At 37.5% G+C, this 12,940-nt stretch carries 12 protein-coding genes; 6 read left to right on the top strand and 6 right to left on the bottom strand.

The window, feature by feature from the left end; translation table 11 throughout:
• Positions 1 to 129: 129 nt before the first annotated feature.
• Positions 130 to 846 (bottom strand): 3-ketoacyl-ACP reductase, encoded by a 717-nt coding sequence (locus BFJ97_RS13955; RefSeq protein ID WP_068985253.1) that lies wholly within the window; start codon positions 844 to 846, stop codon positions 130 to 132.
• Positions 847 to 1,088: 242 nt separating this feature from the next.
• Here BFJ97_RS13955 and BFJ97_RS13960 point away from each other — a divergent pair, with 242 nt between their 5' ends.
• Entirely contained in the window at positions 1,089 to 1,493 is a 405-nt protein-coding gene (locus BFJ97_RS13960) for a winged helix-turn-helix transcriptional regulator (RefSeq protein ID WP_068985254.1), read from the top strand.
• 314 nt (positions 1,494 to 1,807) lie between these two features.
• On the opposite strand, the gene BFJ97_RS13965 is transcribed toward BFJ97_RS13960, so the two are convergent.
• The gene (locus BFJ97_RS13965; RefSeq protein WP_068985255.1) at positions 1,808 to 3,517 is read right to left on the bottom strand and encodes a methyl-accepting chemotaxis protein; all 1,710 of its coding nucleotides are present in this window, start codon (positions 3,515 to 3,517) and stop codon (positions 1,808 to 1,810) included.
• A 315-nt stretch (positions 3,518 to 3,832) separates the two neighbouring features.
• On the bottom strand, positions 3,833 to 4,042 hold the full coding sequence (locus tag BFJ97_RS13970) for a hypothetical protein (protein ID WP_068985256.1): 210 nt from the start codon (positions 4,040 to 4,042) through the stop codon (positions 3,833 to 3,835).
• A gap of 319 nt (positions 4,043 to 4,361) precedes the next feature.
• Between BFJ97_RS13970 and BFJ97_RS13975 the strand changes: the two genes are divergently transcribed.
• Positions 4,362 to 4,595 carry a hypothetical protein gene (locus BFJ97_RS13975; RefSeq protein WP_068985257.1) on the top strand — a complete coding sequence of 78 codons (234 nt, stop codon included), beginning with the start codon at positions 4,362 to 4,364 and terminating at the stop codon, positions 4,593 to 4,595.
• Between the two features lie 883 nt (positions 4,596 to 5,478).
• Here the strand turns inward: BFJ97_RS13975 and BFJ97_RS13980 are convergent.
• Positions 5,479 to 7,185, bottom strand: coding sequence for a methyl-accepting chemotaxis protein (locus BFJ97_RS13980; RefSeq protein ID WP_068985258.1), 1,707 nt, complete (start codon positions 7,183 to 7,185; stop codon positions 5,479 to 5,481).
• A gap of 330 nt (positions 7,186 to 7,515) precedes the next feature.
• On the opposite strand from BFJ97_RS13980, the gene BFJ97_RS13985 reads away from it, so the two are divergent.
• Positions 7,516 to 8,085 (top strand): TetR/AcrR family transcriptional regulator, encoded by a 570-nt coding sequence (locus tag BFJ97_RS13985; protein WP_068985259.1) that lies wholly within the window; start codon positions 7,516 to 7,518, stop codon positions 8,083 to 8,085.
• Positions 8,082 to 8,840 (top strand): CPBP family intramembrane glutamic endopeptidase, encoded by a 759-nt coding sequence (locus BFJ97_RS13990; RefSeq protein ID WP_068985260.1) that lies wholly within the window; start codon positions 8,082 to 8,084, stop codon positions 8,838 to 8,840. Before BFJ97_RS13985 ends, BFJ97_RS13990 begins: the two co-directional genes overlap by 4 nt.
• A 51-nt stretch (positions 8,841 to 8,891) precedes the next feature.
• Here the strand turns inward: BFJ97_RS13990 and BFJ97_RS13995 are convergent, their stop codons facing one another.
• Positions 8,892 to 9,830 carry a threonine ammonia-lyase gene (locus BFJ97_RS13995; protein ID WP_068985261.1) on the bottom strand — a complete coding sequence of 313 codons (939 nt, stop codon included), beginning with the start codon at positions 9,828 to 9,830 and terminating at the stop codon, positions 8,892 to 8,894.
• Positions 9,831 to 10,035: 205 nt separating this feature from the next.
• On the opposite strand from BFJ97_RS13995, the gene BFJ97_RS14000 reads away from it, so the two are divergent.
• The gene (locus tag BFJ97_RS14000; RefSeq protein WP_068985262.1) at positions 10,036 to 10,467 is read left to right on the top strand and encodes a DUF1934 domain-containing protein; all 432 of its coding nucleotides are present in this window, start codon (positions 10,036 to 10,038) and stop codon (positions 10,465 to 10,467) included.
• The gene (argS, locus tag BFJ97_RS14005) at positions 10,467 to 12,134 is read left to right on the top strand and encodes an arginine--tRNA ligase (RefSeq protein ID WP_068985263.1); all 1,668 of its coding nucleotides are present in this window, start codon (positions 10,467 to 10,469) and stop codon (positions 12,132 to 12,134) included. Before BFJ97_RS14000 ends, argS begins: the two co-directional genes overlap by 1 nt.
• Before the next feature lie 90 nt (positions 12,135 to 12,224).
• On the opposite strand, the gene BFJ97_RS24740 is transcribed toward argS, so the two are convergent.
• Positions 12,225 to 12,940: hypothetical protein (locus BFJ97_RS24740; RefSeq protein WP_175401755.1), on the bottom strand; the 716-nt coding region annotated here is incomplete at its 5' end.

Raw genomic sequence — 12,940 nt, forward strand, 5'->3', positions numbered from 1 at the left:
GCTTTTACAAGTAATGTCGTTCATGTGATAGACGGGTTGGTAATACCCAAATTAGAGCTTGTTATTCTAAAAAAGAAGACGCCATCCAAAATACATCGGATAGCGCTGTGATATTTCGAATAGTTCTATTTAAGGGTTCGTCGACCAAAGTCCAGCATGTTTTAATACAACACGTGGGTGAAGTTTTAGCTGTGCAACCATTAAATCTGCTAAATCTTCTGCTTGCATCACTTTTTCTGGATTGCCGTCTGTTAAGTTTAGTTCAACCGCCATATCTGTTGCAACTGTACTTGGCGTTAATGTTGTAACGCGAATATTTTTCTTACGCACTTCAAGCATTAAGGACTCACTTAGTCCGATAACTGCAGCTTTTGAAGCTGAGTATGCACTTGTAATCGGTGCACCTTTTTGTCCAGCTGTTGATGAGATATTAATGATGTCGCCTGTGTTGCGTTCTATCATCTCCGGTAATACAGCACGTGTTGTGTAGTACACACCTTTTACGTTGACATCGATAATATTTGTCCATTCTTCAGGCTTTAAGTCCATGAAGCTACCGAATTTTGAAATGCCGGCATTGTTTACTAAAATATCGATTGCCCCAAGCTCACTGCGAATTGATTCAACAGCTGTAGTAATAGAGTCTAAATCTGCTACATTTGCCACAGCGATTGCTACCTTCACATCATACTGTTTAAGTTCCTCTACTACTTGTTGTAAATTTTCAAGAGTACGTCCAATAAGACCGACGTGAATACCTTCTTGCGCAAAAGCTACTGCTGTTGCACGTCCTATTCCACGTCCCGCTCCTGTAATTAGCGCCACTTTTCCTGCGATTGTTTGCATGTTTTTTGCTCCTTTAGATGGGATAGTTTTATTTTAGGCGAAATAAAAAAATTTTAATAATAAAATAAGGTGAGTTTGATAGAATTGTTCAGGTAATCGTAAATGTTTGACGCCTAAAATAGAAAAAATTTGTCTTTAAGACTAACCTCATTCTACTATGGTTTTCTATATTGTGAAGAGTGCACTTTTTTGTGCGGAGGTTACCAAAAGGTTACTTATTTATATGAAAGGGGGTTAGTTCTATGTCGGATAAATTAAGAGATGAGATAAAAGAGAGAATATTAAATAATGATTATCATTGTGAAAAAGAACTTACCTTATCGATCATTAGTGGGAAATGGAAGGTTGTTATTTTGTGGCATTTAGGTGTAGAAGGACCACATCGCTTCAGTGAACTTCAAAGACTTTTTCCGAAAATATCTCATAAGATATTAACAAACCAATTACGTGAACTAATGGATGATGGAATTGTTCATAGAGAAGTGTTTCCAGAAGTCCCTCCGAAGGTCGAATATTCAATGACTGAACTAGGGATGACATTATTACCAATCGTTGAGATGATGTACGAATGGGGAAAAAATAGAATCGATCAAATTAAACAAGAAAGCAATAAGGAAAATAACGAGGCCGTTTTGAGAAATAATTAAAAAAAAAGCTAGAAACACTAACTCTACGACGAATGTGAAACGCCAGTCGCAAATACAGCTTCAAAGTTAGTAAGAGAAATGATTTTGGTCTGGGTAAAATAAGAATGGCTTTGTAAATGTTGATATGAAGGATTTAAGTGGGAGTTATGAGCTAGTCCCACTTTCCTTAAGTCATTATAAATAAAAGTCCCCTGTAAGATAAACTTTTTTAAGTGTCTATCGTACAGGGGACATTTGATCTATGTTGTTATTTCTCAGAAAATGTGTAAAGTCATATTTAAATGTGAAAATTGGTGCTGCCCGTGATCATCAGATTATACGCGGAAATGAGCTGCCAAATCCCTTAACTCCTCTGCCAAGTTTGCAAGTGCATTAGCAGATGATGAAATTTCCTCCATCGATGCCATTTGTTCTTCAGTCGTAGCAGAAATACTCTCTGTGCCGGCTGTAGTAGATTTAGTTACAGAATGGATTGTATTCATACTACCAACAATTTCTTCAGTTCCTGCGGCCATTTGCTCGACTGCTGCAGATACTTCTTCTACCTGCATTGTAACACTTTGAATGGCACCTTGAATTGAAGCGAAAGTTGTACGTGTATTTTCTGTTGTTTTAATCCCTTCATTAACTCCCGCTGTTACTAATTTCATTGATTCAACAGCTTTTTGAGTATCTTTCTGTGTCTCTGAAATCAACACTTCAATTTGGTTTGAAGAAACAGCAGATTGTTCTGCTAACTTCTTAACCTCATCTGCAACAACAGCAAAGCCTTTCCCATGCTCGCCAGCTCGTGCGGCTTCAATTGCAGCGTTTAGAGCAAGAAGATTTGTTTGTTCAGCAATCGCTGTAATCGAATCAATAATTTGACCAATTTCATTAGAACGTTTTCCTAACAAGTCAACAACTTCTGATAAGCCATTTACTCGGTCTGTGATGTCGATCATTTGTTGATTCATTTGATTCGCGGCATTTATACCATTTTTCACCAAGGATAATGAATCCCCTGAAAGTTCGCTTACAGCTTGAGCATTTCCAGCTACTTGTTGAACACCTGTAGAAAGCTCATTGACGGTATTGAATGTGTTAGAAACATTATTTAGTTGCTCTACTGATCCATGGGCGATCGTTTCCATCGTATTTGCAACCATCTCTGTTGCTTTTGTAGTTTCTGCTGCATTAGCATTCAATTCTTCAGATGCTGCGGCTACATGATTAGCAGTTTCAGTCACTTTTGTTACTGTGTTACGAATATTGCTAATCATCGAATTAAATGATTGGGTTAATTGACCGATTTCATCTTTGGATGAATAGGTACTTTGCACAGTCAAATCACCGTCGCTAGCCTTTAAGATATTAGCCTGCAGCTCTTTAACTGGATTTACAATTAAACGTCCAATCCATGTTGCTAATGTAATGAAGAAAATAATGGCGATAACAGAGAAAGTAATCGAAATAAGCAAAGTAGTGAATTTATTTTGCTCATTTATATTATTCAGCTCATTGGCATGGTCAGAGCAAAGAGTCATAAGGTCGCGTGCATCATTTGCCATATTCTCACGGAAATCAGCTAAAGTTGTGATGTACATAGAATAGGCTTCGGTGTTTTTGTTCTGACTAGCCAAATCAATAACATCTGTCATGGCGTTAAAATAACCATCGATATTAGGTTTAAGAGATTCTAACAGTTTTCGTTCTTCTTCATTTCCATTGTAAGAGGCTTCGAATTTCACGATTGAGTCTTTAATACTTTCAGATCTCTTTTCGATGTTTGTCTGTAGATCGGCAATACGGTTTACTTCTGTAGTAATAATCATTAGTTCTAAAATGAAAGAATCCATCGCACGAATGTCAGTTCGAAGTTGACCGATATATTGAATTGGTAAAAGTGACTCATTATACATATTATTAGATTTTTTTGCCATATCGTTGATGTAATAAAAACTACAACTTGAAATAATCAGCAAAAAAATAACAGCGGATGTAATGAGTGTTAAAATTTTTCTTTTGATTGATAAGTTTTTCAAAATACTTCCTCCGTTGGCTCAACTATCTTTAAAAGTAGTATAATAGTGGTAATTACTAATTACTTTGGATAAATTGAGTAATTATTTTGTAATATTATACTCCATCTAAGTGTTTAATCTGAGAAGAAAGAAATATGAAACAATTATTAATTTTCACATCCAAAAGTTCTATACTTAAAGTTTGCAAGTCGTCATATCGAAATGATTATGTATGTTTGCATGTACCTGTGAGACTACATACGTAAAGTAAGCGGAGGTACCTGCAAATGAGTCGTTAAAAGCCGCTTTATGGAAACCTTTATAAACTGCTTAGTCTTATCTTGTGAAACTTGCTGTCTTCAAATAATCAGCCATCGCTAACTTCGGCGTTACTCTATACCAAACACTAAATTCTAATTCTTGCCTAGTAATCAATCTGACTACTACCGTCATTGTGGATACCAGATTTGGATCTAGTTGATTTTCATCCTTTAATACTGGCGTTTGAATACCGCTTCTCTGGATCATTTCTATAGAACGTGACAACTTATAGCCCCCATAAACACAAAAAACATCCGCTCTAAGAGAGTAGATGCTTTTTGTGTTAATTCTCTTCCGGTATATATTTAATTAAGTCAGAAAGCTTACAATTGAAATTAGGAAAGGAATGCCATTAGATGAATATTAAAGAACAAATACAAAATTGATTCTTTAGAATTTGAGTTATTTCAACAAAAATTAGAATTAGTTATTGTTTCCCCCTTTAACTTCTAGGGCAACGGTACTTGCTTTTAAGAGTGATAGGTAATGACTAAGTTATCCTAAAATGTTAAAATTAAACTGTTATTCAAAGGAGGTGTAACGAATGGATTTTTTTATTGTAATTATTTTTTTAATCATGATAATAGGAATTTTAACTACCATGAAAAAGACAAGAAGTAATAATAGTTCTTCAAGCCGTTCTATCCATTCGGGTACTAATACAACTGATTTTATTTCAACAGGTTCAGTATTTTCGTTTCAAGACACAGATAGAAATGATTGTACGGATACCACTTCGAATTACAGTGATTCGTCTGAAGGTTCTTCGTGCGATTAAGTTTTTTAAGTCGTTTCCGAATTTAATTGGAGATGGCTTTTTTATTTTACAAAGCAACTAGCATAATGGGGTGATGTCATTGGGAAAAGTAAAGAAATTAACACCGAAATAATAAGCGTTTGGGGACTACTATATTGAGTTAGGAAACGCTACTGAAGCAGCTTATATCAAAGCAGGCTAAAACGAAAAGGGATCTGGAGTTAACTCTGCGAGATCGATAGCAAATGATAGCGCAAAATCTTATATAGATAAACGATGGAAGGACTCTAAAAAAAGTTGAAGCAATTAGCCCCAACCTGATATAACTCACTCATTCCTGTACACACGCTCGCCATTTTATTAGTCCCATTCAGTCCCACATCCCCAAATTAAAATTGTTTTATGCCTTATCTTGCGTAGTTCAAAATTTCATGAAAAGAGGCTGGGACAGAACTCGATTATTTTGAAAAATAGCGAAAACAGATAATAACTTTTTCGCTTCAATGAGTAGAGTGTTCCTTCCTAAATCAAAAAAATGTTAGACCAATGCAATCGGTCTAACATTTTTTCTTTTTGCCCGAGCCTCTTTTGTTAGATATAGTATGCACCCAATCCACTTTGTGCTGGGTAAATTAATTTATTTTATAGTGTGGGGCTGACAGTGGGATTAATTAGAGTGAGTCGCAGCATGTGTATGCAGTAATGAGGTTAGTATAATCCATGAATTGTAGTAGCTTTTAATCTCTAAGCTAAAGGAACGGCGAGAGTTATAAAAGAGAAGAAGCGGTTTAGATCAAAAAATGATCTAGCCGCTTCTTTTTTATATGAATGATGTTGAGATTCCTTAGAAAATGTACAAAGTCATAATTAAATGTGAAAAGTGGTGATGACCGCGATCATCCTATTAAACTCTGAATTGAGCTGCTAAGTCTCTTAACTCATCTGCCAAGTTTGCGAGCGCATATGCAGATGATGAAATTTCCTCCATCGATGCTGTTTGTTCTTCAGTTGTAGCAGAAATACTCTCTGTACCGGCTGTAGTAGATTTAGTTATGGAGTGGATTGTATTCATACTACCAACAATTTCTTCAGTTCCTGCGGCCATTTGCTCAACTGCTGCAGATACTTCTTCTACCTGCATGGTAACATCTTGAATGGCCCCTTGAATGGCAGCGAAAGTTGTACGTGTATTTTCAGTTGTTTTAATCCCTTCATTAACTCCCACTGTAACTAACTTCATTGATTCAACAGCTTTTTGAGTATCCTTCTGTGTCTCTGAAATCAACACTTCAATTTTGTTTGAAGAAGCAGCAGACTGTTCTGCTAATTTTCTAACCTCATCTGCAACGACGGCAAAGCCTTTCCCATGCTCGCCAGCACGTGCGGCTTCAATTGCGGCGTTCAGGGCAAGGAGATTTGTTTGTTCAGCAATTGCTGTAATCGAATCAATAATTTGACCAATGTCATTAGAACGTTTTCCTAACAAGTTGACAACTTCGGATAAGTCATTTACTCGTTCAGTGATGTCCATCATTTGTTGATTCATTTGATCCGCCGCATTCATACCATTTATCACCAGGGATAAAGAATCACCTGAAAGTTCGGTTACAGCTTGAGCATTCCCAGCCACTTGTTGAACACCAGTTGAAAGCTCATTGACGGTATTGACGGTGCTAGAAACATTATTTAATTGCTCTACGGATCCATGAGCAATCGTTTCCATCGTAATGGCAACCATCTCTGTTGCTTTCGTAGTTTCTTCTGCATTCGCATTTAACTCTTCAGATGCCGAGGCTACATGATTAGCAGTTTCATTGACTTTTGTTACGGTAGTACGAATATTATTAATCATCGAATTAAATGATTGAGTTAACTGACCAATTTCATCTTTGGATGAATAGGTACCTTGCACAGTCAAATCACCATCGCCTGCTTTTAACATAGTAGCCTGCAACTCTTTCACCGGATTTACAATTAAACGTGCAATCCATGTTGCTAATGTAATAAAGAAAATAATGGCTAAAACAGAAAGGATGGCAGAAATAAGCATAGTAGTAGATTGATTTTGTTCGTTTATTTTATTCAGCTGATCGGCATCATCAGCACATAGAGCTATAAGTTTGTCTGTATCAGTTTCCACCTTCTTGATAAGATCGTCTGAAGCTTTAGTGTATGCAGAATAGGCTTCCTCGTTTTGGTTGTTGTTAGCCAAATTAATGATATTTTTCATAGTACTAAAATAACCATCGAGATTGGATTTAAGAGATTCTAATAGTTCTTTTTCATCGTCTTTTCCAGTGTAAGAGTCTTCGAATTTTATGAGTAAGTCTCTAATACTTTCACCACTTTTTGAGATGTTTGTCTGTAGTTCGGTATTACGATTAGCATCCGTAGTAATCATGAGCTCTAAAATGTAAGAATCTACATCACTAAAGTTAGATCCAAGTTGACTGATATATTGAATTGGCAAAAGTGACTCGTCATACATTTCACTAGATTTTTTTGCCATATCATTAATGTAATAAAAACCATCAAATGAAATAATCAGCAAAAAAGCAACAGCGGACGTAATGAGTGTTAGAATTTTTTTTCTGATTGATAAATTTTTCAAAGTATTTCCCCCATTGGCTCAATTATCTTCAAAAAAGTGGTATATACTAATAACTTTGGATATATTGAGTAATTTAGATGTAGTGATAATATACCATATCCATATCTTTAATAAGAGAAGATAGAATTATGAAATTTTTGTAAAAATTAAAGGGGAAGCTTGTTGCAATGGAGTTTCTGACGGACGTAATAACTTATACCGCCTCTAAACACAAAAAGCATCCGCTCAAATTAAAGAGAGTAATGTTTTTGATGATCTTATTGACAGGCATAGGAAAATATTGTTACATTATAGGTAACGGATGTTACCTATTGATTGGAGGAAAATTTTTTGGCACCAAAAGAGCGGTTTACAGAGGAAGTTTTATTGGATTGTGCTTTTGAAATGGCTAGAAAGAGTGGGATTGATAGTGTCAATGCACGAGATTTAGCAAAAGAATTAGGTTGTTCGACAAAACCTATATTTCGATTATTCGCGAGTATGGACGATTTAAAGTACGCAATATATGAATTGGCTAGCAATCTTTATAATGAAAGGATGTTTCATGGGTTACAACAAAGCTCTTTTCTAGGAATGGGGTTAGCGTATATTAACTTTGCTCGAGAAGAAAAAAAGTTCTTTGAGTTATTATTTCTATCCGATAAATATAAGATTTCGAGTTTTTCAGAATTACTAAATGACGTTGAGAATCAAGGCGTTATAGCACTTATTTCAAATAACACAGGATTAACTCAAACCTCAGCTAAGTCGCTATTTATAGATATATGGTTAACTACGCACGGCATTGCAACAATGTGTGCGACGAATACTTGCGATTTAGATAGCTCGGAAATTGAGAGCATTTTAAAAGATGTTTTTGAAGGCGTTAAACAAAAATTACTGAATGGAGAAAATAAATGACCATAAAAAATTCGCCTATTCTGTTATCGATTCTATTCACCTTATTTGCACTTGTTTTTCCTTCTATATCAGGTGCAATTATAACTGTTAACAATATAAGCAGCTTAAGCACAATTTATTTGATTCATTTTGCGGCCTTTACATGTGGTATTCTAGTTACTCTATGGATCATGAAAAAAAGCAAATTCTCTTTACAGGATTTCGGATTTAGAAGATTTAAAGCCGAGGCGTGGATGATTGTGATCGTTATTTCTGAGCTGATTACTTTCTTTAATGGTCTTACACATAAGGATAGTTTTTCAGTGCAGTATGTATTTACTTTGCTTCTATTTGTTATTGCCGTTGGTATTTGTGAAGAGCTTATTTTCCGAGGTTTAATTTTTAAATATTTATCAGCTAAAGGTCTTAAAATAGCTATTCTAGGTTCCTCTATTTTGTTTGGTATTGGGCATCTTGCAAATTTAGCTTCGGGTGCTGATTTAGTAATGACATTACTACAAATAACTTATGCATTCCTCTTTGGACTAGTTTGTGCAGAAATTGTTGCGAAGACAAAAAGTATTATTTTCCCGATTATCTGGCACGCTATGCACGATTTTATAGCTTTCATGACGGATGGTGAGCCAACTGTTCTTGCTGTTTCTATTTATATCATTCATTGCATGGTGTTAATCGGTCTCTCAATTTATTTCTGGCGCGCTTTATTTACTAAAAAGGATGCAATGAAATTAAAAAATACGGAGAGCTATGTTTAACAAAAAAGAGGGCAAAAAAGCATCTACTCATCTGAGCGGATGCTTCTTTGTCTAGTGCTCATCAGGTGTTAATTCAACATTACCTCCTGAAATAAGAAAACATACTTTTTCATGTTGATGAATAGGTAAAGCTCCTTGAAGGGCAGCCCCAATACCGATTGAGGAGGATGGTTCAGCGATGATTTTACCTGCGGAAAGTAAGGTCTTCATTCCACGATGGATCAATGCTTCTTCTACACTTACAACCTCATCGACAAGCTGTTGAACAATTGGAAAGTTTCGTTCTCCGGGCTGTAAAGTTAATAGGGCATCTGCCAAAGATTTTTGTTCCTCTAAAAGCAATCTTTCGCCAGCTTCTAAGCTTTTGGCATAACGCGAAACAACGGCAGGCTCCACGCCAATTATTTTAATATGAGGGGCCATAGATTTTATTGCAGTTGCAATCCCGCTAATTAATCCACCGCCACCAATAGGGACAACAATAGTATTGACATCAGGAAGCTGTGCAAATAGTTCTAAACCTGCTGTTCCTTGTCCTGCCATGATATCGTAATCATCATAAGGATGTATAATGCAATAACCATGATTACGACTGAGCTTTTCTGTTATGACATGCCTTTCTGCAAGCTTACATTGTACAACCTCCGCACCTAAAGCACGTATTCCTTCTACCTTAACTGTAGGAGCTGAATCCGGTAGGACAATTGTTGCCTTAATATTTAATAGCTTAGCAGCGTAGGCAACGCCTTTGCCATGATTACCCGAGGAAGCAGCAACTACGCCTTGTTGCAATTGTTCTAACGGCATGGATAGCATTTTATTAAGAGCTCCACGCAGTTTGAAAGAGTTAGTCTTTTGCATATTCTCGGCTTTTATGTAGACATGACATCCTAAAAGTTCATCGAGCCCGTTTAATCGAATCATAGGTGTTTCATATACATAAGATGAAATTCTTCGTTTAGCAGTATGGATTTGTTCAAGTGTTAACATACAGCAACCCTCACTTTATTGAAATGATTGAAAATTCTGGAGTTATATCATAACTGTAGATTTACAGGCAATTTGTGTCAATAAATAAAATGACTGTGATTATTGCCGCGACACCATAGAATACTTACTTCAACCTTGAAAAAATATGAGTATTCATCCTATAATAAAAAGGTTATAGTAAAAACAATAAAAGGGAGCGTCCATAATGGCCAACGAAGCAAGATCGCAGGTGAACATTAAGCTCATTTCTACGATTCGTCCGATTGATGGAGAGTCCGAAAGTTATGAAATGTGGCTGACAGGGCAGCTACTTGAAAAAGCAGGAAGCATGTATTTGAAATATGAAGAGGTGCAGGAGGATAAAACCATCCGCACAACTATGAAGCTAGGCAATGAACAAGCACTAATTATGCGTGCCGGAGCAGTAAAAATGCGACTACCACTTAACATAATTGAACAACAAACGGGTCATTATGAAAGTGAGTTTGGTTCAATGCCACTCGTCATAGAGACGAAAAAAATGACGTTTACAAAACAAGCAATAAGCGGAGATTTCCATGTACAGTATGATTTACTAATGGGTGGGCAATCCGTTGGCAACTATACATTAGACATTACATTTACGGAGGTACAATGATGAACGCAGTAGAACAAGTACAACAAGCCATTAAAGCGGCAATTGCGCAGGCTGTTGAAAAAGCTGGCTTAGTAGAGGCTGGCACAGAGTTAAATATTCACCTTGAAACACCAAAGGATAAGGCAAATGGAGACTATGCAACAAATATCGCTATGCAATTAACGAAATTAGCTAAAAAACCACCTCGTGCCATTGCTGAAGCTATTTTAGAAAATCTTGACACAGCAGGTACAGTTATTGAGAAAATCGATATTGCTGGTCCTGGCTTTATGAATATTACTGTGCGTAAAGATTTCCTAACAGATGTAGTAAAAGCGGTGCTTGAGCAAGGCGCTGACTATGGTCGTTCTAATGCTGGTGCTGGAGAAAAAGTTCAAGTTGAATTCGTATCTGCAAATCCAACTGGTGATTTACATTTAGGTCATGCGCGTGGAGCTTCAGTAGGGGATTCATTATGTAATGTGTTAGATATGGCAGGCTACAAAGTATCTCGTGAGTACTATATAAACGACGCGGGTAACCAAATTAATAACTTAGCTTATTCACTAGAAGCGCGCTATAAGCAAGCTTTAGGATTGGATGCTGAGATGCCAGAGGATGGCTACCACGGTCCAGATATTATTGAAATTGCTGGTAAACTAGCTAGTGAGCATGGCGATTCAATTTTAGCAAAATCTGATGAAGAACGTTTTGCATTCTTCCGTCAGCATGGTTTAGCGTTAGAATTAGACAAGTTAAAAACAGACCTTGCAAACTTCCGCGTAAACTTTGATGTGTGGTATTCTGAAACTTCACTATATGAAAACGGCAAAATTGAAGTGGCATTGGATAAATTAAAAGCAAATGGTCATGTATTTGAAGAAGACGGTGCTACTTGGTTCCGTTCGACAACATTTGGTGACGATAAAGACCGCGTGTTAATTAAAAATGATGGGTCTTTCACGTATTTGACTCCGGATATCGCATACCATGAGGATAAAATTGTACGTGGCTTCGATAAATTAATTAATATTTGGGGAGCTGACCACCACGGCTATATTCCACGTATGAAAGCTGCTATTCAGGCGCTTGGCTATGATCGTGATACGCTTGAAGTAGAGATCATCCAAATGGTTCAGCTTTATAAAAACGGTGAGAAATTCAAGATGTCTAAACGTACAGGGAACGCTGTTACAATGCGTGAGCTTGTAGAAGAGGTTGGCCTAGACGCAGTACGTTACTTCTTCGTGAAAACTGCAGGCGATTCTCATATGGACTTTGACTTAGACCTTGCTGTATCTCAATCAAATGAAAACCCAGTGTATTATGCACAATATGCACATGCACGTATTTCATCTATTTTACGTTCAGCAAATGAGCAAGGCTTTGCTGCTTCAACTGACAATTTAAGCTTGTTAATTGCTGAAAAAGAGATCGATTTACTGAAAAAAGTGGGCGACTTCCCGAAAATGGTAGCTGATGCTGCGAATCACCGTACACCACACCGTATCGCCAACTATATTCAAGAAACGGCAGCTGCATTCCACAGCTTCTATAACGCTGAAAAAGTGTTAGATGCTTCAAATAAAGAGCTAACAGAGGCGCGTTTAGCCCTTATTACAGCTGTTCGTACAACAATTGCCAACGCACTACGTTTAATCGGCGTATCTGCACCAGAAAAAATGTAATAAAAGTATTTCTAACCCCCGGCACGACAATGTGCCGGGGGTTTTTTGTATCTTAGGTAGCAAGAGCGGTTGAAGCGACGGAACGAATCATCAAAGAGATGGATAGAACCGCCGAAGTCGTGGATAGAGCTGCCAAAGTCGTGGATAGAACAGCCAAAGTAGTGGATAGAACAGCCAAAGTAGTGGATAGAACAGGCAAAGTGATGGATAGAGCCGCCAAAGTGTGGATAGAACAGGCAAAGTGATGGATAGAGCCGCCAAAGTGTGGATAGAACAGGCAAAGTAGTGGATAGAACGGTCAAAGTCGTGGATAGAACAGCCAAAGTCGTGGATAGAACAGTCAAAATGATGGATAGAACAGTCAAAATGATGGATAGAACAGTCAAAATGATGGATAGAACAGTCAAAGTGAAGGAAAGAACCACCAGAGCGACGGAAAAAGCTGCCGAAGCGACGGAACGAATCATCAAAGCGACGGATAGAATCGCCAAAGTGAAGGAAAGAACCACCAGAGCGACGGAACAAGCCGCTGAAGCGACGGAACGAATCATCAAAGTGACGGAACAAGCCACCGAAGCGACGGAACGAATCCAAAGCGACGGAACGAATCCGAAGCGACGGATAGAATCCGAAGCGACGGATAGAATCGCCAAAGTGAAGGAAAGAACCACCAGAGCGACGGAACAAGCCGCCGAAGCGACGGAACGAATCTGAAGCGACGGATAGAATCGCCAAAGTGAAGGAACGAATCACCAGAGCGACGGAACAAGCCGCTGTAGCGACGGAAAGAATCATCAAAGAGATGT

Source organism: Lysinibacillus xylanilyticus (assembly GCF_001708185.1).
In the GTDB taxonomy this organism is placed as follows: domain Bacteria; phylum Bacillota; class Bacilli; order Bacillales_A; family Planococcaceae; genus Lysinibacillus; species Lysinibacillus xylanilyticus_A.

Coding starts and splice junctions, on each gene's coding strand:
- BFJ97_RS13955 (WP_068985253.1), bottom strand. CDS start 846: ATGCAAACAATCGCAGGAAAAGTGGCGCTAATTACAGGAGCGGGACGT.
- BFJ97_RS13960 (WP_068985254.1), top strand. CDS start 1,089: ATGTCGGATAAATTAAGAGATGAGATAAAAGAGAGAATATTAAATAAT.
- BFJ97_RS13975 (WP_068985257.1), top strand. CDS start 4,362: ATGGATTTTTTTATTGTAATTATTTTTTTAATCATGATAATAGGAATT.
- BFJ97_RS13990 (WP_068985260.1), top strand. CDS start 8,082: ATGACCATAAAAAATTCGCCTATTCTGTTATCGATTCTATTCACCTTA.
- BFJ97_RS13995 (WP_068985261.1), bottom strand. CDS start 9,830: ATGTTAACACTTGAACAAATCCATACTGCTAAACGAAGAATTTCATCT.
- BFJ97_RS14000 (WP_068985262.1), top strand. CDS start 10,036: ATGGCCAACGAAGCAAGATCGCAGGTGAACATTAAGCTCATTTCTACG.
- argS (WP_068985263.1), top strand. CDS start 10,467: ATGAACGCAGTAGAACAAGTACAACAAGCCATTAAAGCGGCAATTGCG.